This window comes from Blautia sp. OF03-13, assembly GCF_003460685.1.
GTDB classification, from domain to species: Bacteria; Bacillota; Clostridia; order Lachnospirales; family Lachnospiraceae; genus Fusicatenibacter; species Fusicatenibacter saccharivorans.
Genome location: NZ_QTVR01000005.1, coordinates 35485 through 58683 on the forward strand (window position 1 = coordinate 35485; position 23199 = coordinate 58683).

The following is a 23199-nucleotide window of genomic DNA, read 5'->3' on the forward strand; positions in this document are numbered from 1 at the left end:
TTATTCTATCAACAATCGATCCTGTAGACCAATCGTGATTCGCAGCGTTTATTATTATGCTTCTTCCTGCATGCTGCTCAGCTTTGCGGCCTGATCGGCTGCAATCAGACTGTCGATGATTTCATCCAGATCGCCGTTCATAATGGCGTCCAGTTTGTATAAGGTCAGTTTGATTCTGTGATCCGTCACACGTCCCTGCGGGAAGTTGTACGTACGGATCTTCTCGGAGCGGTCTCCCGTTCCGACCTGGCTCTTTCGAAGCTCGGCCATCTCATCGTGCTGTTTCTGCTGCTCCAAGTCGTACAGACGGGCACGCAGAATCTTCAGTGCCTTGTCCTTATTCTTTAACTGTGATTTCTCATCCTGGCAGGAAATGACGATGCCGCTCGGGAAGTGGGTCAGACGGACTGCTGAGTCGGTCGTATTGACACACTGGCCGCCGTTTCCGGAAGCACGGAATACATCGAATTTGTAATCTTTCGGGTCGATCTGCACTTCGACGTCGTCCACCTCCGGCATGATCGCTACGGTCATGGTTGAGGTATGGATTCTTCCGCCGGACTCGGTTTCCGGCACACGCTGTACGCGGTGCGTGCCGCTCTCGTACTTCATCCGGGAGTACGCGCCTGCTCCGTTGATCAGAAGTGTTGCGTCTTTAAAGCCGCCGATTCCGTTTTCATCGGCGCTGGTCAGCTCTGTTTTCCAGCCGCGGCTCTCTGCGTATTTGATGTACATACGGCAGATTTCTGCAGTAAAGAGTGCCGCCTCGTCTCCGCCGGCACCTGCGCGGAACTCTACGATAACGTTCTTGTCATCGTTCGGGTCTTTCGGCAGAAGCAGGACTTTGAGCTCCTGCTCCAGCTCCTCTACGCGTTTTTTCGCATCGGAGAGCTCTTCTTTCAGCATTTCGCGCATCTCTTCGTCGGATTCCTCCTCGAGAAGCATCAGGCTCTCTTCGATGGTCTGTTTCTGTGTTTTATAGTCCTTATATGCGTCTGCGATCGGCTGGAGTTCTGCCTGCTCCTTCATCAGCTTCTGGAACTTCGCCGCATCGGCAGCGACGTCCGGCTCGCTTAACTGATTCAGTACCTCCTCGAGACGCATGAGGATATCATCAAGTTTATCAAACATAAAATGACTGCTCCTTTTTGCTGTTTTCGTCTGTTTATGATGTCATTATGGTGTCAAAATTAAAATTCATTTCTGTCAGGGTTTTTTGTGCCAGATACCGGTCACCACGCGGTCCAGGCCTGCCAGATCTTTCAGAACCTGTACATCGGCAAAGCCGTTGGTTTCCATCAGCTCCCGCACTTCATCTCCCTGATCGTATCCAATTTCAAAACAGAGCTTTCCGCCCTCTTTTAAATAGCTTCCTGCCTGCTCTGTAATCTTCCGGTAAAAGACAAGACCGTCCGCACTGCCGTCGAGTGCCATCCGCGGCTCATGGTCGCGCACCTCCGGCATCAGCGTTTCAATCACATCCGTGCGGATATACGGCGGATTGCTTGCGATCACATCGAAGGTTCCCTCGATGTTTTCAAATAAGTTGCTCTTTACGAACGATGCCCGCCCGCCCGCCTGTGCGCCGTTCTTTTCCGCAACCTGTAAGGCTTTCTCGGAGAGATCCGCGCCGATTCCCGTGCAGTCCTCTCTCGTCACAAGAAGCGATATGAGGATGCATCCCGAACCGGTGCAGAGATCGAGAATCCGTGCATCTTTTGGAAGGCCGCGGAGCGCTTCCTCCACAAGAATCTCGGTGTCCTGCCGCGGAATCAGTACATGCTCATTCACAAAAAACGGGATTCCGTAGAACCACGCCTCTCCGGTCAGCTGCTGCAGCGGAATGTGTTCGCCGCGCTTTCTGACCAGCGCTTCGTACTGCTCCTGCTGTTCTTTTGGCATTTCATCTTCACTGTGTACAAAGTAGGTGCTGTGGCTGATCCCGCAGACATGCTCCAGTAAAAGCCATGCGTCCTGCCGGGCTTCCTCCACCCCCTGCTTTTGTAAGTACAGAATAGCGGATTCCAGTGCAGATTTCAAGTTTTTTCTATCGTGCACACTCATCGGTCACGGCTCCTCATGTTCTTTCTTTTCGGTTTTGGCCGGGTACGTATAACCAAAGTTTTCGTTCAGGTACGCTCTCCAGTCAAACACAGCCTCCACAGCGGCGATCGCAACCTCTGCCATCTCGGCATCCGGCTCGCGCGTCGTCAGGTGCTGCAGCATCAGACCCGGTTTACTGATCAGGTTGACCAGTTTATTGTCACTTTTTCCCGCCAGGCGGATAATTTCATACGAAACGCCCGCGATCACCGGAATGAGAAGCAGGCGGATCACAATTTTCAGCACCGGGGAATCGACCCGGATGAACATGAAAAAGATGATGCTGATGACGATGACGTACATAAGAAAGCTCGTTCCGCAGCGCTTGTGCTCCCGGGAACTCTTTAAGACGTTTTCCACGTTCAGTTCCAGACCGTGCTCGACGCAGTTGATGCATTTATGCTCGGCGCCGTGGTACATGAACACGCGCTGAATGTCTTCCATACGGGAAATGGCTGCCAGATAGCCGAGGAACAGTGCCACACGCACAAAGGCCTCTGCCACCGCGGTCAGTGTCGTTCCGGCTCCCGCTTTGTGCAGCAGTTCGGACAGGAAGTACGGCACCATCAGAAAGAGAGCGACGGCGATGACAACGGAAAATGTGACGGTTCCGTACATCATCAGCTTGTCTGTCTTTTCTTTTTTCGCTTTCTGCTGCTCCTCTTCCTCTTTCGTCGCCGGCTTTTTCTTTTCCTCCTCCTCGTCCTCATAGAACGAAGCGGAGTACATAAGGGAACTCATGCCGACGATCATCGAATCGGCAAAGCTGAAGACACCGCGCAGAATCGGAACTTTTAAGAGCTCCTTGTGCTTCGTCAGCGGCTTGTGCTGCTCTACTTTAACCTCAATCTCCCCGTCCGGCCGGCGTACTGCGACGGAATAGCGGTCCTTGTTCATCATCATGACGCCTTCCATCACGGCCTGGCCGCCAATATTGGATGATTTCATAATTTACGTTTACCTCCTCAAAGGGGATTTTCTGCATCCGTAACGCAAGAACGGGCTGAGATCTTCCAACCTCAGCCCGTTTTTCATCTTGCTTGATTCAATTCTTATTTCATGCCGTATTTCTTGTTGAACTTCTCGATACGTCCACGAGCTGCAGCAGCTTTCTGCTGGCCAGTGTAGAACGGATGGCATTTAGAACAGATCTCAACGTGGATCTCTTTCTTGGTAGAACCTGTTACGAAAGTATTTCCGCAGTTGCAGGTAACAGTTGCCTGATGGTATTCTGGATGGATTCCTTCTCTCATTTTATTCACCTCTTCTTAATATTGTTATCTTCTCAGATTTACTCTGATGATTTCGTATTTCAGGCTGACAAAATCTCATCAACCTTGCACAGCTTTCTCATTGTATCACACAATTTTGAAAATTGCAAGCCTTATACTATTTTTTGTTTCTTTAAAATTTGAATCAGTTCGCCGTTGTTTCTGGTGCGGGCAAACATGTTCAGAATATTTTCCACGGCTTCCTCGGATTTCATGCCGTTTAATGCTTTCCGCATATTGTAAACGGCCTCCTGCTCATCTGGTGTCAGAAGCAGATCTTCCCTTCTTGTTCCCGATTTGGCTATGTCGATGGCCGGGAAGACGCGGCGTTCCTGCAGTTTCCGGTCGAGCACGAGTTCCATGTTTCCGGTGCCTTTGAATTCCTCGTAAACGACATCGTCCATCTTGCTTCCGGTGTCCACAAGCGCCGTTGCAAGAATCGTCAGGCTTCCGCCCTCGCGCATGTTTCTGGCCGCGCCGAAGAACCGTTTCGGCATGTAGAGTGCTGCCGGATCGAGACCGCCGGAAAGGGTACGGCCGCTCGGCGGAACGGTCAGGTTGTAAGCTCTGGCGAGACGTGTGATGCTGTCGATGAAGATCGTAACGTCTTTTTTACTCTCCACAAGACGTTTCGCGCGCTCAATGACCATCTCGGACACGCGTTTGTGGTGCTCCGGCTGCTCATCGAAGGTGGAATAGATGACTTCCACATTCGATCCCTGAATCGCTTCTTTAATGTCGGTGACCTCCTCCGGACGCTCGTCGATCAGAAGGATGATCAGATACATCTCCGGGTTGTTCCGCAGGATGGATTTTGCCGCATCCTTCAAAAGCGTCGTTTTTCCGGCTTTCGGCGGGGAGACGATCATGCCTCGCTGGCCTTTTCCGATCGGACTTACAAGATCCACGATCCGCATCGCCATGCTTCCGCCCGGGCGCTCAAGGCGCAGCCGCTCATCCGGGAAGACCGGTGTCATATCTTCGAAATTGCCGCGGCGCATGATCTGGTCGAGCGGCAGATTGTTGACGCTCTTTAAGTATAAAAGGGCGCTGAATTTTTCGGTTGCGGACTTTACTCTCGTGTTTCCGCGGATGATATCTCCCGTTTTCAGTCCGAAACGGCGGATTTGGGACGGAGAAACGTAGACATCGCTGTCGCCCGGCATATAGTTGTCGGAGCGGATAAATCCAAATCCGTCCGGCATGACCTCGAGGATGCCGCAGGCCTCCTGGCCGCTGTCGAGCGTGCTGGTTTCCTGACGCGGTTCCTGTCTCGTCTCTGGTCTTGCTTCCTGACGCAGCGGCTCCTGTCTCATTTCCTGCCCTGCTTCCTGACGCGGCTCCTGTCTTTGCTCTTCCTCACGGTTATTCTGATTATAATTCCGTGGTTCCTGAAATCTACGCTCATTGAAACGCGGCGCTCTTGGACGGTACTCCTGGCGCTCTCCGTTTTCACTGCGCTCTTCCCGGCGGACATACCGCGGTCTCTGGTACGGGCGCGCGGTGCCGTTTTCCGAGGTTTCCCAATTCTGGCGCTCCATACCGTCCTCCCGCTTTTCCTGCGGTTCCTGATTCTGATCCTGTACAGTTTCCGTCTTTTTTTCCTCTTTTAGAACCGCCGGCTCTTCCATGTTTTTCTGGTTTTCTTTCTGATCTTCTTCCAGCATCCGCTCAATCAGCGCTTCTTTCCGCAGGGTGGAAATCCCCTTCATGTTTCTGGATTTTGCCAGCGCTTTCAGCATGCTCAAAGGCAATGACTCATACTTTTCTCTTGTCATACCATTTTTCCTCTATCTATTCTCTATTTGATTTTCGGTTCTGTTTGGAGTTTTTAAGATATTTGATGCGCGAATATTTTTGCTGCAATTATTTAGAATCTGATTTTTGTCATTTTACTGCTGTGGATTTTTCTGCGGTTAGTGGGACTCGAACCCACACGCCGAAAGGCACAGGAACCTAAATCCTGCACGTCTGCCAATTCCGTCATAACCGCATATTATTTTTCAAAAAAAGAAAAACCCCATAGAAAACCTCCATGGGCGTTTTCTATGGGTTATTTAGTGAAGCATCGGGGATTCGAACCCCGGACAACTTGATTAAAAGTCAAGTGCTCTACCGACTGAGCTAATGCTCCGTATACTTTTGCATCCAACTGGGCTAGCTGGATTCGAACCAGCGAATGCAGCAGTCAAAGTGCTGTGCCTTACCGCTTGGCGATAGCCAATGTTTCGCCTTGCTGGCAGGGTGGATAAAGGGATTCGAACCCTTGGCCTCCAGAGCCACAATCTGGCGCGCTAACCAACTGCGCTATACCCACCATAATTACGACTTACAGTCTTTTTCACTATTTAATTTTAGTGAAGCGTGCTTGGAGGGATTCGAACCCCCGACCCACGGCTTAGAAGGCCGTTGCTCTATCCAACTGAGCTACAAGCACACAGCTTCTACAAAATTGTAGCAGCAAGCGGGTGATGGGAATCGAACCCACGTATCCAGCTTGGAAGGCTGGTGTTCTACCATTGAACTACACCCGCACGACATCGGGGTGACAGGATTCGAACCTGCGACTTCCTGGTCCCAAACCAGGCGCTCTAGCCAAGCTGAGCCACACCCCGTAAACAAGGTTTCCCGATTTGCGTTTAACCCTTTCGCGCTCGACGCAAGATTTATTATATTACATTGTTTTCGGTTTGTCAACACTTTTTTTCATTTTTTTCAAAATGTTTTTTGTGTTGTTTTGTTCTCACCGGACAACAAAAAGATCTTATCATATCTTTTCTCATCTGTCAACACCTAAATTGTATTTTTTTGACAAACTTTTTAAGGATTAGTCAGAACCTGCTCCGGTACTACCCTGTTTTCTTTGGAATAGTCATGTTAGTTGCGATAATTCATTCGATTTTGGGCTGTTTTCCGCCCTTTTTCGACCCGTTTTTTAATCCAGATACTTGATTTCCACCGAAAGCTCATGCTCTTCATTGATCGTCAGCATGGCATAGCTTGGTTTTCTTCCCATCTGACGCGGATACGTGAGGCTGCCCGGATTGACAATCCAGAGATTTCCACGCTTTTCTGCGACCGGCCGGTGCGTATGGCCGAACAGTACGATATCCACACCCCTGGAAAGCGCCTCCGCATAGATTCCCTCCAGGCCGAGCGATACGCCGTAGTTATGACCGTGTGTGATAAAGGCACGGTAATCATCAATGTTCACCTGAATCTCCGCCGGGAGGTTTGAAAACCAGTCATTATTTCCCATGACCATATAGCACGGGCCGTTTACCTTGGATTTGATCAGGTCATCCATCCCTTCCACGTCACCGCAGTGGATCATGCCGTCGAACTCCTCACGTTCCATGGCCTCCTCAAGGTTATACATCCGTCCATGGGTATCGCTCACTATCAGAAATTTCATACTCATTCTCTTCCCTCTTCTTATTTCAAATATGATGCAATCTGTTCTTTCATCGCCGCCAGTGCTTTTCCTCTGTGGCTGACTGCGTTTTTCTCTTCCGGAGAAAGTTCTGCGGTCGTGCGGCTCATATCCGGCAGATAGAAAATCGGGTCATAGCCAAAACCGTTCTCCCCGCGTTCCTCGTAACCGATTTTTCCCTCAATCGTTCCTTTGGTGGTACAGACTGTTCCATCCGGGAAGGCGGCTGCAATCACACAGACGAATCGTGCCGTTCTTTTTTCCACCGGCACGCCCTCCAGGCGGTCAACGAGGCTCTGATTTTTGATGCGGTAGGACGTATCCTCTCCCATATATCTTGCCGAATAGACACCAGGCTCGCCGTTTAAGGCATCCACTTCCAGACCGGAGTCATCCGCCAGCACGATCGTGTCGCCGTCTGTGCATCCGGCAACGGTCTGTGCTTTGATTTTTGCATTCTCCTCAAAGGTTTTGCCGTTCTCATCGATCTCAACCGAAATGCCGGCTTCTTTCATCGAATAAATTTCCACCGGCAGATCCGCAAGGATTTCACGGATTTCTTTCATTTTGCCGGCGTTTCCTGTTGCAAATACAATTTTTTTCATAACCGTTTTCCTTCTTTCACGCTGAAATAACTTGCGATCATTATACCGTATGTGTGACGCAAACACAAGAACCCTGTCACAAAAAAAGACCCCCGTTTTTATCCGGGAGCCTTTTTTTGTAATCACACATTATTTTGCTTTTTTCTGATTTGCCAGAGTCTTGAATCCATCGACAGCCAGGATCAGCGCCAGGATGACAAGCAGGCCTGCCAGTACGATACGTGCTACGCACCAGCCGATGCCAACGCCTGCGCCAAGGCCCTTGAAGTTTGCGATCAGGGTCTGTACAAGGGATGTGATGGTTACGATCAGCATGAATACCATCGGGAACAGGAACATTTTGTTGTTTTTGCCGACTTTTCCAAGCCAGGTGGCAACAGCAAGAAGTCCGATGGCTGCCAGCAGCTGGTTGGATGCACCGAACAGCGGCCAGATTTTGGAATAACCAGTCAGGCCAAGGCCGATGCCGAGTACTACGGTGATAACGGTTGATACAACCGGATTGGTCAGAACGGCTTTGTAGCCGGTTGCCTCTTTGTAAGTCTGTCCCGGCTCAAGCCAGAACTCCTGGAACATGTATCTTGCCAGACGGGTTGCGGTATCCAGAGAAGTCAGGCAGAATACCGATACAGTCAGAACCAGCAGAGAGTACAGTACGTGGGTCGATCCGCCAAGTCCCGGAATGGTTGCTACCATCTCGGAGATACCGGTTGCAAATACAGCGGTCGGAACAACGGTGGTTCCGTCTGCGTATCTGGACCAGATGTAGCCGACTGCACACAGAGATACGATTGCAAGTGCACACTCAATCAGCATACCGCCGTATGCGATCGGGCGGGCATTTTTCTCATTGTCAAGCTGTTTCGATGTAGTTCCTGAACCAACGAGTGAATGGAATCCGGAAATTGCTCCGCAGGCGATGGTTACGAACAGGGCCGGGAACATAAATCCAAGAGAACTTCCGGTCGGAGCCAGCGTATCTTTGAATCCGGTGAATGCCGGGATATCCAGGGATGCATGGCCCATCAGAGCACTTCCGATGACACCGACAGCGGCTACGATCATCATGAAGTACAGAAGGAAGGAGCTTAAGTAGTCACGCGGCTGAAGCAGAATCCAGACCGGTGCAACAGAAGCTACGGTGATATAGATACCAACGATTACCATCCATACTGTCTCGGAGAGATAGATCGGATGGAAGTTTAATCCAACAACAACGCAGACAACAATGGCTACAACGCCTGCGATGGTGGAAACGCCAAGAGATACATTTCTTCTGTATACCATGAAACCGAACACAACGGCGAGTACGATGAACAGAATGGAAATCATAGCGGTTGTTGCATTTGCAGAACTTGCTGCCACATCGACAGCGCCGCTCTCGGTATAGGCTGCCTTGAAGGTATTGGCAACGATGGAACCGAAGGCTGCAACAACAAGAATCAGGTCAGGTAAGCGAAGACGATAAAGAGTTTTTTCGCTTTACTTCCCATAGTGTCTGCGATAACCTCGCCGATGGACTGTCCTTTGTGGCGCAGGGATGCAAACAGTGCGCCGTAATCATGAACGCCTCCAAAGAAGATACCGCCGATGAGTACCCATAAAAGAACCGGAACCCATCCAAAGACAGCGGCCTGAATCGGTCCGTTGATCGGGCCTGCGCCTGCGATGGATGAGAAGTGATGTCCCATTAAGACAGGAGCTTTGGCAGGAACGTAGTCCACACCGTCCTCCTCGGTGAATGCAGGGGTTTTCCGTTTCGGATCAACGCCCCACTGCCCGGCAAGCCATTTTCCGTAGAATACGTATCCGGCGATCAGAATGCCGATTCCGACAACCAGTACAAGAATACTATTCATTTGTTTTTTCCTCCCTCTTTTTGGTAGAATAAATTTATAGATAACTAAGATCGGAACATCTTAGCATATCCCTTTACCAATTCCCAAGCCGCCCGGTTTCCAAACACTTTCTGTTCTGCCGTATCAAAGACGAGCAGCCGCACCTGACAGTAGCCTCTCAAAGAAAACCGGTAATTTTTATAATACTTATATTTTCGGATTTTCTTCTTTACGCTGTCCGCAACCGGTTTGTCCGCAAAAAAATACCGGTGACCAGCGTGTACATGTGGTCGGTATCCGGTACTTCCTTCCCCTCGCGAACCACCTTTGGCTCTATCCATTCTGTCAGGTCCGTCAGAAATGTTTCGACGTCCTGGTCGTTCAGTTCTTCCACCGCTTTAAAATACGCATGCTCATGACAGCTGATCCTCCACAACTCTGCTTTCTTTGAGAGCACGTATTTTGCGCCGCTCTCGTGGTAGCTTGCACAGGCATCGTATGTATGGCCGTTTACTTCGGACGGCTTTACGATATCGTAGCTCCTCTCGTAGGAATGCAGCATCCTGTCTCTGATCTCCTGTCCGTTCATGGTTTCCTCCGCTTGATGAAAAAATTTCGCATGAGGACAGTTTAGCACAGTAGTGCAGTGATTTCAAGGAAATATTAACCTTTTCTAAAATTTTTCTTTTAATTTTTGTTATCAAAAAGGAGCAACACCAAAAATCATTCGGCATTGCTCCTCCATTTGTATTATTTCTGTTCTTTTTCCCGGCGCGGCGGCTTCGGTCCCGCGTACTGGTAAAAGTAGGTTTTCAGCATTCCATTGTAAATTTTACGGTTTTTATCCGCCTTTTTGCCGAGATACCGCTCGGCATCCTCGTAGCTCGTGATCAGATACATCGACCAGGAATCGAGAGCGCGGTACCGCTCTCCTAATGTCTGATACAGGGCTGGAAGATCTTTTTTGTCCTCCAGGCGCTCACCGTACGGCGGGTTGGTAATCAGAAAACCGTATTTTTTCGGGTGCGACAGCTCGGCAACCGGACGCTGCTGGAAATGGATCAGGTGATCCACACCGGCCAGCTTTGCGTTCTCTCTGGCACTCTTGATGACATCTCCGTCGATATCAAAGCCTGAATATCTGTCTCAATATCGTTCCGGATCCGGTAGCGTGCATCCTCCGCCGCATCCATCCAGCATTTTTTCGGCACGAGGTGCGTCCACTGCTCCGCAAGGAAAGAACGGTTGAGACCCGGTGCAATATCGGCCGCCATCATGGCCGCCTCGATCGGGAACGTACCGCTTCCGCAGAACGGATCGACAAGAATCCGGTCACCCTTCCACGGAGTCAGCATGATAAGTGCTGCGGCAAGGGTCTCGGTGATCGGCGCTTTCGCGGTCAGCTTGCGGTAGCCTCTCTTATGAAGGGAAACGCCGGAGGTATCGAGTCCGATCGTAACCTCGTCTTTTAAAATCGAAACACGGATCGGGTACTGTGCACCGTCCTCCGGGAACCACTCCATGTGGTAGACCTGTTTCAATCGCTCGACAATCGCTTTTTTCATGATCGACTGGATATCGGACGGGCTGAAGAGCTTACTCTTGATGGAGTTTGCCTTCGTTACCCAGAACTTTCCGTTTTTCGGGATAAATTTCTCCCACGGGAGCGCTTTTGTCGCTTCAAAGAGTTCATCGTACGTTTCGGCGTGGACCTGTCCTACTTTGAGCAGGATACGCTCGGTCGTGCGAAGGAACAGGTTGGCGTAGGCGATTCCCTCTGCATCTGCAAGAAACGTTACTTTTCCATCCTCCACGCGCTCGATTTCGTAGCCGAAGTCGAGAATTTCACGTTTCATCACCGCCTCCAGGCCGAAGTGGCACGGGGCGATCAATTCATATAATTCCATACTCTCCCGTCCCCTCTTATAATGTGAGCTGTTTTACGACGGTGCCGTCAAAGCCTTTGATCGTAAATACGCCGTCCTCGAGGATTGCATAGGTCGGGATATTGCCCTCTTTCGGCAGAGATACAGAACCCGGGTTCAGAAAGGTGTGTGCGCCTTTTTTCTCGGCACGCAGGACGTGGGTATGGCCGTACAGGAAGATATCTCCATCCATCAGCGGCGGCAGATTCTGCTCATTGTAGATGTGGCCATGGCTCATATAGAAGGTATGGCCTCCCTCGATCAGGATGCCGTAATCTGCCAGCACCGGGAACTCCAGTACCATCTGATCTACTTCTGCGTCGCAGTTTCCGCGCACGTTGGTGAGGTACTGTTTTTTCTCATTCAGCATGGCGATGACCTGTTTCGGTGCGTATTCTTTTGGAAGATCGTTTCTCGGGCCGTGATAGAGAAGGTCGCCTAACAGAAACAGGCGGCTTGCGCCCTCTGCCTCGAAGGCTTCCAGCATTTTTCTGCAGTAATAGGCAGAACCGTGAATATCAGATGCAAACATGTATTTCATATCGTGATCTCTCTTTCGTTTTGTGGTTTGGTTTTGTATTGTTTTCTGTTTCATCTTACCGTATCTTTTCCCGCTTGACAAGAAGAAATGTTGGATTGCCGCCCCCTTACAGCTCTTCTCCCGCCACCAGATATCGTCCGCGGTATGCATGCATTCCGCCGATGACCGTTTTGACCTCGTATCCGTTCTCCGCCAGCCGCTTTCCCTCCGCCATGCTCGCGGCACCCCGCTCACAGCAGATCACAAGAATTTTGTCCCGCGGCAGACAGACCCGTTCGAGCAGATGGTCATAGGGAAGATTCACCGCTCCTTTCACATGCCCTTTTTCGTATTCCCGCCGGTTCCGCACATCGATGATCATCGCCCACGGTTTTCCCACGTACCAGTCCAGCTGGTCTGCCGCCAGCAGTGTCATGCCTGCCATATCCTGGTCCCCCTCTCCGGATCTGACTTTCTCTCCTGTTTTATATGTATGCAGAAACCGGCGGCAGAGTCCGTATGGGACCCTCCGCCGGCTTTTTCTGCCGGAATCCCAAGGTTTACTTAGTATTTTTCATACTCATCCTTCTCGTCCTGCTCCCGGTTCTGCTGACCGTAGGATGACATCTCACGGTCTTTCACATGATTGCAGTCTCTGCTGTTCTTCTGGTTTTTGCTGTATTCGCTTTTCTCGTATCCGTTCTTGCTGTACTCGTTTTTGCTGTATTCATTTTTGCTGTTTCTGGTCATAATCTTGTTTCCTCCTGAATGTTTTTTGTCCTGCGACATCCTTTAGTATCGCTTTTTCCGCGCAGATTATGCATCCAGAACCCTGTTTTTCCACGGTATCTGTTCCAAAGTGGGGAATGCAAGCCCAAAAATACAGTGTTTTTCCTGCTTTCGGACCACTGCTTTCCAAATTGTGGTAATTTTTTCCAACTTTTGAATTTCGATGTTGCTTTTTCCCGTTATCTGTATTATAATCAATTTTGTAAAAGAATTTACCCTTCATAAATTTTTTTACAATTAATAACCCCTTATTAATTATTTATACTCCCCTTGAAAGATCGGTAGCTCCCCTGCCGGTCTTTCTTTTTGCAATTATTCAGAGCCATGCAAAATTTCAAGAAGAACTGTGAGTCATGCTCGCATGAACGAACAGTTCTTCTTGAAATTTTATATGGCGAGAAGCCACATCGAGATGCAGCGCAGCGGAATCGAGATGTGGCTCTGAATAATTGCAAAAGGAAAGTCTGCATCAGCAGACTTTCCTCCTTTTTCCCGTTCTGTATATATGATTAGAATTCTACTTTTTCACCTTTTGCCGCTTTTGCTACGGTTCCTGCGAGGACGATCAACGCCATGAGGTTTGGAATTACCATCAGGCCGTTAAAGAGGTCTGACAGGTTCCATACGAGATCTACTTTCAGCAGAGAGCCGAGGAAAACGAACACAACGACGATCAGCGAGAACGGAACGACTGCTTTCTTTCCGAACAGATACTGTACGTTCTGTCTTGCGAAGAAGTACCATCCGACGATGGTCGAGAATGCAAAGAACAGAAGACAGATCGCTACGAACGCCGGTCCGAAGCCTTTGAGGCCGGTTCGGAATGCCGCCTGTGCGACCGGGGTTCCTACAACACCGGTACTCATCATCTCTTCCAGAACGCCGGAAGAAAGAATAACGAGAGCGGTCATGGTCAGGACAACGAAGGTATCAATAAAGACACCGATCATCGCTACTTCACCCTGATCCTCCGGGTTCTCGACATCGGCAATCGCATGGGCATGCGGGGTGGAACCCATACCGGCTTCATTAGAGAAGAGGCCTCGGGCAACACCGTAACGCATGGCTTTCCGCACGGTAATACCGGCTGCTGCACCAAATACGGCGTCCGGACGGAATGCACAGATAAAGATCGAAGCAATCGCTGACGGCACATGCTGGATGTTGATCAGAATAACAACAAGGGCTCCGACGAGATACAGTGCTGCCATCACCGGAACAACTTTTTCGGTGAAGGATGCGATACGGGAAATACCTCCGATGAAAATGAATGCGGCGAGAACGGCTACAATCACACCCATCACCCATTTCGGTACGGAAAATGCGGTGTAGAACGCATCACTGATGGAGTTCGACTGTACCATATTTCCCATAAAGCCAAGCGCCAGAATAACGGCTACGGCAAAGAAGCCTGCCAGTGCTTTTCCAAACGTTCCCTTGAATGCGTGGGTAATGTAGTAAACCGGTCCTCCGATGATTTCTCCGCTCTCATCGCGGCGTTTGGAGATCTGCGCGAGATACGCCTCGCCGTAGATCGTTGCCATGCCGAAGAACGCAGCAAGCCACATCCAGAAGATGGCTCCCGGGCCGCCGGATACGAGTGCGGTCGCACATCCTGCGATGTTTCCGGTTCCGACCTGTGCGGCGATCGCTGTTGCAAGCGCCTGGAAGGAAGTCATGCCGTCTTTTCCGGCCTTCTTACCCTTTAACGAGAAACCGCCGAAGACGCGGTTCCACGCGGTCTTAAACTTTCTTACCTGTACAAAGCGGGTCCGAACAGAGAAATAAACTCCCGTACCTACCAGCAGAAACAGCAGTACGCTGTTCCAGAGCACATCACTGATCTGCGCAATTGCCTGATTCAATGCATCCATTTTCTTTTCTCCCTTTCCATTCGACGTATGGTCTGAACGATGTGGATCACACATCCGCACCGTTTTGAGAAAAAAATACCATCTCCTGCGGAATTTTTCCTGCAGAACATGGCTCTGATTGAAAAATACAGCAAAAAACCGCGCTTCCGGAATTTTTTCGTTTCTGCGCACCGCTTTTTTTGTTCCGCGGCTGTTTTTCTTCTGTATCTTTTTTGACTCTGTCCTTTTGCCTGAGAGATTCTGCATCGCTGCATTGCACCTTCGGCACTCTTTTCAAGAGCTTCTCCAGAGACCACTCCGTTTTTAGTCCTCGCCGTCTCCCGTCCGTTCTTGTTTTAAGAAGAGAACCAGCACCTGAAAGTTTTACTTCTTCGGTCGTGCACCTTTCGAAAATTAAATTTCCAAAGGCTCTCCGCACATTTTCTAAAAACTTCTACGTCTTTTTTTATTTTTGTAAAACTATAGCACCTGTGATAGGATTCGTCAATACCCCATGCCGTATTTTTTTCAGAATATTGCAAAAACATATAAAAAATCAGCAGATCTGAGCGCGCACGCCTCAAAATCGCATGCGCGGCACAGATCTGCTGTTCTCTTTTCCAAATATCTTTTATGACGCCTGGAACTGGCTGTTGTACAGATTGTAGTAGAAGCCTTTCTTCTCAAGAAGCTCCTCATGGCGTCCCTGCTCGATGATCTTTCCGTCTTTCATGACGAGGATCAGCGAAGCGTTGCGGATCGTGGACAGACGGTGGGCAACGACGAAACTCGTTCTGCCCTGCATCAGCTTGTCAAACGCCTCCTGAACCTGCAGTTCGGTACGGGTATCGATGCTGGAGGTCGCCTCGTCGAGGATCAGCATCGGCGGCAGGCAGAGCATGACACGGGTGATACAGAGAAGCTGTTTCTGCCCCTGGCTGATGCTGTCTTCGCTGAGAACCGTGTCAAGTCCCTTCGGCAGACGCTTGATAAACTCCCAGCTATGTGCCTCTTTGGCCGCATTGATGATCTCCTCTTCCGTCGCATCCGGCTTTCCGAAGCTGATGTTGTCGCGCACGGTTCCCTGTTTGATCCAGGTATCCTGCAGCACCATACCAAAGCAGCTGCGGAGCGCATGGCGGGACAGTTCGTCGATCGGCTTTCCGTCGATGCAGATCTTTCCGGCATCGACATCATAGAAGCGCATCAGCAGGTTGATAAACGTCGTCTTTCCGCATCCGGTTGGGCCGACAATGGCAACACGCATGCCCGGCTGTACGTCAAGATTAAAGTTCTCGATCAGTTTTTTCTCTTTGTCATAACTGAATGCTACATCATCGATCGTCACATTTCCCGTCACGGTATCGATCGTTCCGGCCGGGTCTGCACTCTCCTCTTTCTCTTCCAGAAGAGCAAAGATACGGCCTGCGCAGCAAGCGCGTTCTGCATCTCGGTGATAACGGAACTGATATCATTGAACGGTTTCATATACTGATTTGCGTACGACAGCAGAACGGAAAGTCCGCCGACGGTCAGCGCGCCGCCCGGGATCATGAAAGCTCCCACAAGGGCAACACCGGCATAGATCACGTTGTTGACAAAACGGGTGGACGGGTTCGTTAAGGAACTGTAGAACACGGCCTGCTGGCTGTATTTCTGCAGATCTTTGTTGATCTCTGCAAAACGCTCGGAAGCTTTTTCCTCATAGCCGAACGCTTTGACTACTTTCTGGTTTCCGATCATCTCATCGATGAGTGCGGTCTGTTTTCCTCTCGTCTCACTCTGTTTCTGGAACATTTTGAACGAGCGGCCGGAAATAAATTTTGCCACGAAGAAGCTCAGAGGTGTCAGGCAGATCACAAGAAGGGTGATCCATACGTTCTTCGAGAACATGAAAAACAGTGTCACAATAATGGTTACGATGCCGGAGAACAGCTGCGTAAAGCCAAGCAGAAGACCGTCCGATAAGATATCGGTATCTGCGATAACACGGCTTACGATGTCTCCGGAGCTGTGCTGATCCAGATAGGACAGCGGCAGCACCTGGATATGACGGATCGCCTGGGAACGAAGGTCGCGCACGATGCGGTACGTCATACGGTTGTTGATCAGGTTCATGATCCATGCGGAAAGTGCGGAAACGAGGGCAAAGAATACGATTCGTTTCAGATAGAACCACATCTCCGGGAAATTGACCTGGTGGGCTGCAACGACCTCATCGATCGCATCGCCGAACAGGATCGGAATATAAAGCTGTAAAATAACGGTAACCGCAGCCAGGACAATACTAAGGCCTAAGAAAATTTTATAATTTCCGATAAACGCCATCAGCTTTTTCATGACCTGCATGCCGCTTTTTCCGGACTTGTTTTCTGTCTTTTTCATGCGATCACCCCGCTTTCGTTGTTATAAGCTGCACGCTCTTCCGGGAACTGGGAGAAGTAAATCTCGCGGTAAACCTCGCAGGTTTTCATCAGCTCGTCGTGTGTGCCGTTTCCTTCGAGCGTACCATTTCCAAGAACGAGGATCTGGTCTGCCTGACGGATGCCGGCGATTCGCTGGGATACGAGGAAGGTTGTCGTGTTTCCTTCGAGATTGTGGACGGCTTTGCGGAGTTTTGCATCCGTTGCAAAGTCAAGCGCACTCGAGCTGTCGTCCAGAATCAGGATTTCCGGTTTTTTTACCAGCGCACGCGCAATAGAAAGACGCTGTTTCTGTCCGCCGGAGAGGTTCTTTCCGTTCTGCTCCAGCATAAAATCGAGCTGATCCTGTTTGCCTTCTACGACTTCTTTCGCCTGGGCTGTGGTGAGCGCCTCCCAGATTTCTGCATCGGTGGCGTCCTCTTTGCCCCACTTCATATTGTCGCGGATGCTGCCTTTAAAGAGCACTGCTCTCTGCTGAACAACACCGACTTTATTGCACAGCTCTTCTTTCGTGTAATTCTTTACATTCTCGCCGTCTACCATGATGTCACCGCTGGTCGCATCGTAGAAACGGGAAATCAGGCTGACCAGCGTCGATTTTCCGCTTCCGGTACCGCCGATGATTCCGATGGTCTGGCCGCGTTTTGCGGTAAAGCTGATATCCGATAAGCTCTCTGCGCCGGCTCCTGCATAGGTGAAGCTGACATTTTTAAATGTAACAGCTGCATCGCCAGTTACTTTCTTTGCGGCGCCACCTTTTGCCGGGTAGTTCATGGTTGTCGGAACCGCCAATACGCCGGAGACACGCTCTGCACAGGCAACGGATTTGTTTAAGGTAATGATGAGCGATGCCAGTTTGATCAGCTCCACGATGATCTGCAGCATGTAGTTGTAAAGTGCGACAACCTGTCCCTGCTGCATACTGCCGATGTTGACCTGAAGCCTGCCTGCCAGATCAGGACAACGGCTGCGATGTTGATGAGGACATAGGTCAGCGGATTTAACAGTGCGGAAATTTTTCCGACAAACTCGTTCAGACAAGTCAGCTCATCGTTGCTCTTTTCGAAATCGGCAACAGACTGCTCCTCACGGCAGAACGCGCGGATGACACGGACACCGTTCAGATTTTCTCTTGTCATTCCGGTGACGCGGTCGAGTGCCGCCTGTACCTTTTTGAACAGCGGGATGCTGACCAGCATAATGCCGAATACAGCAACGAACAGGATCGGAATAGTAACCAGGAATACGATGGCACATTTTACGTTGACGGTAAATGCCATCACAACGGAACCGAATACGATAAACGGACTCCGCAGCAGCAGACGCAGACCCATGTTGATTCCGTTCTGCACCTGGTTGATATCGTTGATCAGACGGGTGATCAGCGTATCGGTTCCAATGGTATCCAGCTCCGTAAAGGACAGAGCCTGGATGTGATCAAAGACCGCCTGGCGAAGCTCGGTTGCACAGCCGACGCTCGCTTTTGCCGCGAAATACTGCGCGGTGAAGCTGCAGCAAAGTCCGACTGCCGCCATCAGAACGAGGATTCCAAAACGGCTGACGATGTACGGACGGTTATTGCCTGCGATACCCACATCGATGATCTGGCAACAACCATCGGCACCAGAAGGTCGAATACGACTTCCAGAAGCTTGAACAAAGGAGCGATGATGCTCTCTTTTTTGTAGTGCTTCAAGTAGACTCCAAGACTTTTCATCTTCTTTTTCACTCTCCATTTCTTTGTTTCTTGACATTGACAGTATAATCTCATATGATTAATACGAATAGTATTGTTTTTATAGCTTAGTGATACAATTTTAATATCATAGATAATTTCACGAAAGGAAGTCTCTTATGGAACTGCGCCAGCTTGAATATTTCCGCGTCATCGCCGAAACCGAAAGTATTCACGAGGCCGCCCGCCGCCTCAATATGTCCCAGCCGCCGCTCAGTTATCAGTTAAAGCAGCTGGAAGCCGAACTGAACGTCACTTTATTTGAACGCACCCGCCAGGCGTCCGCCTGACCGAAGCCGGAAAACTGCTGTACGACCGCTCCGCCAACCTGCTCGAGTACGTGAAATCGACGGAGCTTGAAGTCGCAAAGGTCGGCAAAAAGCGGGTTCTGCGCCTCGGCATCACACCGACCACCGTTGCGACGATCATGCCGTGCGTCTCGCTTTTTTCCCGCCGCAATCCCGATGTCAACTTCGAGGTGCACGACGGCATCACCTACACGCTGTACCGCTATCTGATGGACGGCATCATCGACATTTCCATCGCCCGCACGCCGCTGCGGCTCGACGATGTCGACTATAAAATTTTAAGCTCTGAACCTATGATTGCCGTTTCTTCAAAAGATATGCTTCCCGAGAAGAACGGATCGCTAAAGCTCTCGGATCTTTTGAATATTCCGCTCATCATCTACCGCCGGTATGAGGCGCTCATCATGGATGCGTTCCACTCGCGCGGCATGGAGCCCGATCTTTTCTGCGTCTGCGACGATCCCCGCGGCGCGATGCTCTGGGCAAAGGAAGGCCTTGCCACTGCCATTTTCCCGCAGTCCATGAGCTCTCTCTGCCAGGGACTCCGCATCCAGCCGCTCGCAGAAAGCGACCTGGAAACGCAGATCGCCGTGATCTGGAAAAAGGGGCGGAAACTCTCTCCGCTTCTGCAGGACTTTGTCGATGCCTGCATGGAGAGCATATCATAATAGAAGAAGTCCGCTGCGCCGGTCTCTTTTTCAGGGATCAGCGCAGCGGACTTCCTTTTTTTATTTCTCATTCTTTTTACTGCACAAACAGCAGCGCGATATTCAGCAGTGTCACAATCACCGCAATCGCAAACAGGGCAATTTTCAGCCGCAGACTGTTCGCGTATTTTCCCATGACTTTTTTCGAGGATGTCAGATAAATCTGCGTAAATACCGTAATCGGGAGCTGCATTCCAAGAAACATCTGTGAATAGAGAAGGCCCTGGAACGGGGAATCAATCAGAAGAATGACCGCTGCGGCCGGGATCATGGTAAGAAGGATTCCCCAGCGTGTCTCCTTACTCTTGATCTCATACGGCTTGTTAAAAATCCCCGAAAAAATCGTTCCGCCCGCCATTCCCGCGGTGATGCTCGATGAAATTCCGGCGAGCAGAAGCGCTGCTGCAAAAATCACCGATGCGGCATTTCCAAGGAGCGGTGTCAGCATCTTTCCCGCCGTTGCGAGATCATCCACCTGCTTTGCATTCTGCGGCTGGAAAAACGTTGCGGCCGCCATCAGGATCATTGCACTGTTGATGGCCCATCCGATGATCATGGAAAACAGGGTGTCTTTGAACTCATACTTTAACTGGCGCGCAATCACCTCATCATCCTCAAGATTCCACTGGCGGCTCTGAATAATTTCCGAGTGGAGAAACAGGTTGTGCGGCATGACGACCGCACCGAGGACGCTTAAGATGACCGGAATTGAGTGCTCTGGAAACGACGGTTTTACCCAGCCGACAGCCGCCTGCGCCCAGTCGATATCGGCGATCCAGACCTCAAAGAGGAACGAAAAGCCGATCAGCGAGACAAACACAATGATCAGTTTTTCAATCCGTTTGTAAGCACTTGTAAACTCACAGATCAGAACCAGCACGAGAATCATCATGCTGCCGAGCTTGATCGGAATGCCGAACAGCATCTGGAGCGCAATCGCACCGCCGAGGATCTCCGCCATTGCGGTCGCCACCGCTGCCATCATCGCCGTCGCAAGAATCGTGTTTTTCAGCCACGCAGGCAGATAGAGGCTCGCCGCCTCCGAGAGGCACTTTCCCGTGGCAATGCCGAGATGCGCCGCATTGTGCTGCAGAAAAATCAGCATGATCGTGGACAGGGTAACCATCCACAGAAGCTCGTAGCCGTAACCCGATCCGGCGGCAATGTTGGATGCCCAGTTTCCCGGGTCGATAAAACCGACCGTGACAAAAAGTCCCGGACCGAGATAGCGGAGAAAATTCATGCCCGCCGTCTCTTTTCGTTTTCGATTTTGTTTCATATTCTTTCCTTTCTGACAATTTGATACGGAACCGGCCCATCCAGGACCGGCAGAAATCATTTTGTTGTGGTTTTGGTTGCTTTAGTTAGTTGTAACTAACTGCATTGTACATGGGATTTTTCAAAAAGTCAAATCCTGTTTTCTCTTTCTTGTGCTTTATCGTCCGCTGTGCTACAATAAAACTGCTTATTTTGAACTAAAAGGAGAATTTTTATCATGATACGACTTGCCGTCCCGGAGGATTTTACTTCGATCATGTCAATCTATGCGTACGCCCGCTCTTTTATGCAGGAAACCGGAAATCCGAATCAGTGGGGAAACCATTTTCCGCCGGAGGAGCTGATTCACAACAGAATCCGTAACAAACAGCTTTTTGTCCTGGAAGAAAACGGCACGCTGCACGGCGCGTTTGCCTTCATCATCGGTGAGGATCCGACGTATCTGCAGATCGACAATGGCTCCTGGCTCTCCGATGCGCCGTATGGCACGATCCACCAGGTTGCCTCAGACGGAACAATCCACGGATTTTTCTCCCAGATCGTCGATTACTGCTGGGCACAGATCCCGCACCTGCGCGTCGATACGCATGCGGACAATCAAATCATGCAGCATCTGATCCAGAAAAACGGATTTGAACGGCGCGGCATCATCTACGTGCTGAACCACTCTCCGCGGATTGCGTTTGAGCGCGTAAAATAAAACACCAAACGAAAACACCGGATCGTCACCGCTTCGCAGGCTTTTCAGCCGCGGAATCACCGTTGGATCCAGGTAATATAAGGATCCGACGACCTGTCCCATCATCCCCTTTTTCGATCTTTCGTGTGTCATTTTTTTACCAACCTTACATCTTCTTACTCTCCTGTATACACTTGCCCGTACCGAAATGCAAAGAAAATCCGCTTTTTCCCCTCTGTTTCTGCACATTCCTTTGTGCAGAATACAGATGCAGAAAAAACGGATTTTCTTTTGCATTTTTCTTTATGCGTGGATTCCTCTGTTCTCGTCCCCGGACTCGTTTACGCCGAATTCGTAATCATTGCCCGGCAGAATCATGTTCAGCAGGATTCCTGCGATGGCTGCAATGGCAAGTGCAGTCAGGGTGACGGTCGTTCCGCCGATCGTAAAGGAGAGACCGTTGCTGAAGCCCAGTCCGCAGACAAAGATGACGCCCGCGATGATCAGGTTTCTCGATTTGGTCAGGTCTACTTTATTCTCTACCACGTTGCGCACACCGATGGCAGAAATCATACCGTACAGCATGAAGCTGACGCCTCCGATGATAGAGGACGGCATGGTGCTGATGAGTGCCGACACCTTCGGAATGAAGCTGACGATAATCGCAAAGACTGCGGCAATACGGATGACTCTCGGGTCATGTACGCGGCTCAATTCCAGAACGCCGGTGTTCTCGCCGTACGTCGTGTTGGCCGGTCCGCCGATGAAACCTGCCATTGCGGTTGCAAGACCATCGCCGAGCAGGGTTCTGTGCAGGCCCGGATCAGAAAGGAAGTTCTCTCCTACGGTTGCAGAGATCGCCGACATATCGCCGACATGCTCCATCATGGTCGCGATCGCGATCGGTGCCATGATCATAATGCTGGTCAGATCGAATTTGCAGAGCTGCAGCGGCGGAAGTCCGACGATGCCTGCCTGTGCAACCGGCGCAAAGTTGATGATCACGGATCCGTCCGGATTTTTGATGCCGAGCGCATTCAGGACAACTGCCACAGCGTAGGCAATCACAACGCCCATCAGAATCGGAATGATTTTGAGCATTCCTTTTCCCCAGATGTTGAAAATGATGATGACTGCCAGCGCAACCAGTGCCAGGAACCAGTTCGTCGAAGCATTATTAATGGCGGAACCAGCAAGGCTGAGGCCAATGCAGATGATAACCGGACCTGTGACAACCGGCGGCAGGTAGCGCATCACGCGTTTGACGCCGACCATGCGGATGATCAAGGCAAAAATCAGGTACAGAAGGCCTGCTACCACAATACCTCCGCAGGCATAGGCTGCCTTGTCGTTGACACTCATGCTGGCATATTTTCCGGTATTCAGGTTTGCAACAGCGGCGAAACCGCTTAAGAATGCAAACGAAGAACCAAGAAATGCCGGTACTTTAAATTTCGCGCACAGATGGAACAGCAGCGTTCCAAAGCCGGCGCAGAACAGTGTGACAGATACGGTAAGACCGCGGGACGGCCCCTCGCCGCATGCGTCTACAAAGTAGCTGTTTACCAGAATCGGCACCAGAATGGTTGCACCGAACATGGCAAACATGTGCTGCAATCCGAGAATCAGCATTTTAGGAATGCCGAGCTTTCTCGCATCGCGGATGACTCCATTAGACTCGTTCATACGTCTCTCCCTCTCTTTTGTTTTTCCTTCCCATTATAGGCGTTAT

The 23199-nt window shown here is 50.4% G+C and carries 19 protein-coding genes, 7 tRNA genes, 3 pseudogenes and 1 riboswitch; of the genes and pseudogenes, 3 read left to right on the top strand and 26 right to left on the bottom strand.

Annotated features, from left to right (window positions below; translation table 11 throughout):
• Nucleotides 1–54: 54 nt before the first annotated feature.
• The 24 genes and pseudogenes from prfA to DXA55_RS19175 form a co-directional block, all read right to left on the bottom strand.
• The gene (gene prfA / locus DXA55_RS04910) at nucleotides 55–1131 is read right to left on the bottom strand and encodes a peptide chain release factor 1 (protein WP_022462136.1); all 1077 of its coding nucleotides are present in this window, start codon (nucleotides 1129–1131) and stop codon (nucleotides 55–57) included.
• 75 nt (nucleotides 1132–1206) lie between these two features.
• The gene (prmC, locus tag DXA55_RS04915) at nucleotides 1207–2064 is read right to left on the bottom strand and encodes a peptide chain release factor N(5)-glutamine methyltransferase (protein ID WP_117813199.1); all 858 of its coding nucleotides are present in this window, start codon (nucleotides 2062–2064) and stop codon (nucleotides 1207–1209) included.
• Between the two features lie 3 nt (nucleotides 2065–2067).
• Nucleotides 2068–3051, bottom strand: a complete 984-nt coding sequence (locus DXA55_RS04920) for a DUF1385 domain-containing protein (protein WP_117813201.1) — start codon at nucleotides 3049–3051, stop codon at nucleotides 2068–2070.
• A gap of 104 nt (nucleotides 3052–3155) precedes the next feature.
• Nucleotides 3156–3356: a 50S ribosomal protein L31 gene (rpmE, locus tag DXA55_RS04925; RefSeq protein WP_022462139.1), complete on the bottom strand. Its 201-nt coding sequence runs from the start codon at nucleotides 3354–3356 to the stop codon at nucleotides 3156–3158.
• A 131-nt stretch (nucleotides 3357–3487) separates the two neighbouring features.
• Nucleotides 3488–5152: a transcription termination factor Rho gene (rho, locus tag DXA55_RS04930; protein WP_117813203.1), complete on the bottom strand. Its 1665-nt coding sequence runs from the start codon at nucleotides 5150–5152 to the stop codon at nucleotides 3488–3490.
• 133 nt (nucleotides 5153–5285) lie between these two features.
• Nucleotides 5286–5367, bottom strand: a tRNA-Leu gene (locus tag DXA55_RS04935).
• A 68-nt stretch (nucleotides 5368–5435) separates the two neighbouring features.
• Nucleotides 5436–5508, bottom strand: a tRNA-Lys gene (locus DXA55_RS04940).
• A gap of 18 nt (nucleotides 5509–5526) precedes the next feature.
• Nucleotides 5527–5598, bottom strand: a tRNA-Gln gene (locus DXA55_RS04945).
• A gap of 19 nt (nucleotides 5599–5617) precedes the next feature.
• Nucleotides 5618–5691 (bottom strand) — tRNA-His (locus DXA55_RS04950).
• A 46-nt stretch (nucleotides 5692–5737) separates the two neighbouring features.
• Nucleotides 5738–5811: transfer RNA gene (locus DXA55_RS04955), tRNA-Arg, on the bottom strand.
• A gap of 26 nt (nucleotides 5812–5837) precedes the next feature.
• Nucleotides 5838–5908 (bottom strand) — tRNA-Gly (locus DXA55_RS04960).
• A 6-nt stretch (nucleotides 5909–5914) separates the two neighbouring features.
• A tRNA-Pro gene (locus tag DXA55_RS04965) sits at nucleotides 5915–5989 on the bottom strand.
• 320 nt (nucleotides 5990–6309) lie between these two features.
• A complete protein-coding gene (locus DXA55_RS04970) occupies nucleotides 6310–6795 on the bottom strand; it encodes a metallophosphoesterase family protein (RefSeq protein WP_022462627.1) in 486 nt (161 codons plus the stop codon).
• 14 nt (nucleotides 6796–6809) lie between these two features.
• Entirely contained in the window at nucleotides 6810–7412 is a 603-nt protein-coding gene (locus tag DXA55_RS04975) for an XTP/dITP diphosphatase (RefSeq protein ID WP_022462628.1), read from the bottom strand.
• A 129-nt stretch (nucleotides 7413–7541) separates the two neighbouring features.
• Nucleotides 7542–8858, bottom strand: coding sequence for a carbon starvation CstA family protein (locus DXA55_RS04980; RefSeq protein ID WP_330415131.1), 1317 nt, complete (start codon nucleotides 8856–8858; stop codon nucleotides 7542–7544).
• Nucleotides 8855–9271 (bottom strand): carbon starvation CstA family protein, encoded by a 417-nt coding sequence (locus DXA55_RS18425; protein WP_330415109.1) that lies wholly within the window; start codon nucleotides 9269–9271, stop codon nucleotides 8855–8857. Before DXA55_RS18425 ends, DXA55_RS04980 begins: the two co-directional genes overlap by 4 nt.
• Before the next feature lie 208 nt (nucleotides 9272–9479).
• Nucleotides 9480–9839 (bottom strand): hypothetical protein, encoded by a 360-nt coding sequence (locus DXA55_RS04985; protein WP_117813205.1) that lies wholly within the window; start codon nucleotides 9837–9839, stop codon nucleotides 9480–9482.
• Between the two features lie 161 nt (nucleotides 9840–10000).
• Nucleotides 10001–11157 (bottom strand): annotated as a pseudogene (locus DXA55_RS04990) (THUMP domain-containing class I SAM-dependent RNA methyltransferase).
• A gap of 16 nt (nucleotides 11158–11173) precedes the next feature.
• The gene (yfcE, locus tag DXA55_RS04995) at nucleotides 11174–11716 is read right to left on the bottom strand and encodes a phosphodiesterase (RefSeq protein ID WP_022462632.1); all 543 of its coding nucleotides are present in this window, start codon (nucleotides 11714–11716) and stop codon (nucleotides 11174–11176) included.
• Nucleotides 11717–11822: 106 nt separating this feature from the next.
• Nucleotides 11823–12140: a rhodanese-like domain-containing protein gene (locus DXA55_RS05000; protein ID WP_022462633.1), complete on the bottom strand. Its 318-nt coding sequence runs from the start codon at nucleotides 12138–12140 to the stop codon at nucleotides 11823–11825.
• 119 nt (nucleotides 12141–12259) lie between these two features.
• Nucleotides 12260–12445 (bottom strand): hypothetical protein, encoded by a 186-nt coding sequence (locus DXA55_RS05005; RefSeq protein WP_022462634.1) that lies wholly within the window; start codon nucleotides 12443–12445, stop codon nucleotides 12260–12262.
• A gap of 548 nt (nucleotides 12446–12993) precedes the next feature.
• Complete coding sequence (locus DXA55_RS05015; RefSeq protein WP_117760598.1) at nucleotides 12994–14358, bottom strand: alanine/glycine:cation symporter family protein; 1365 nt, start codon at nucleotides 14356–14358, stop codon at nucleotides 12994–12996.
• Between the two features lie 208 nt (nucleotides 14359–14566).
• A riboswitch (glycine riboswitch) is annotated at nucleotides 14567–14657 on the bottom strand.
• Nucleotides 14658–14968: 311 nt separating this feature from the next.
• Nucleotides 14969–16722: pseudogene (locus DXA55_RS19170) on the bottom strand (ABC transporter ATP-binding protein).
• Nucleotides 16719–18477: pseudogene (locus DXA55_RS19175) on the bottom strand (ABC transporter ATP-binding protein). Before DXA55_RS19175 ends, DXA55_RS19170 begins: the two co-directional pseudogenes overlap by 4 nt.
• A gap of 137 nt (nucleotides 18478–18614) precedes the next feature.
• Here DXA55_RS19175 and DXA55_RS17555 point away from each other — a divergent pair.
• Nucleotides 18615–18785: a helix-turn-helix domain-containing protein gene (locus DXA55_RS17555; RefSeq protein ID WP_242998360.1), complete on the top strand. Its 171-nt coding sequence runs from the start codon at nucleotides 18615–18617 to the stop codon at nucleotides 18783–18785.
• Nucleotides 18786–18835: 50 nt separating this feature from the next.
• On the top strand, nucleotides 18836–19471 hold the full coding sequence (locus DXA55_RS05030; protein WP_242998361.1) for a LysR family transcriptional regulator substrate-binding protein: 636 nt from the start codon (nucleotides 18836–18838) through the stop codon (nucleotides 19469–19471).
• A 76-nt stretch (nucleotides 19472–19547) separates the two neighbouring features.
• On the opposite strand, the gene DXA55_RS05035 is transcribed toward DXA55_RS05030, so the two are convergent.
• Complete coding sequence (locus tag DXA55_RS05035; protein WP_117804218.1) at nucleotides 19548–20789, bottom strand: Nramp family divalent metal transporter; 1242 nt, start codon at nucleotides 20787–20789, stop codon at nucleotides 19548–19550.
• Between the two features lie 216 nt (nucleotides 20790–21005).
• Here DXA55_RS05035 and DXA55_RS05040 point away from each other — a divergent pair, with 216 nt between their 5' ends.
• A complete protein-coding gene (locus DXA55_RS05040; RefSeq protein ID WP_117813207.1) occupies nucleotides 21006–21488 on the top strand; it encodes an N-acetyltransferase in 483 nt (160 codons plus the stop codon).
• Between the two features lie 282 nt (nucleotides 21489–21770).
• Here DXA55_RS05040 and DXA55_RS05045 read toward each other — a convergent pair whose 3' ends face one another.
• Nucleotides 21771–23153 (bottom strand): uracil-xanthine permease family protein, encoded by a 1383-nt coding sequence (locus tag DXA55_RS05045; protein ID WP_022462641.1) that lies wholly within the window; start codon nucleotides 23151–23153, stop codon nucleotides 21771–21773.
• Nucleotides 23154–23199: the final 46 nt, after the last annotated feature.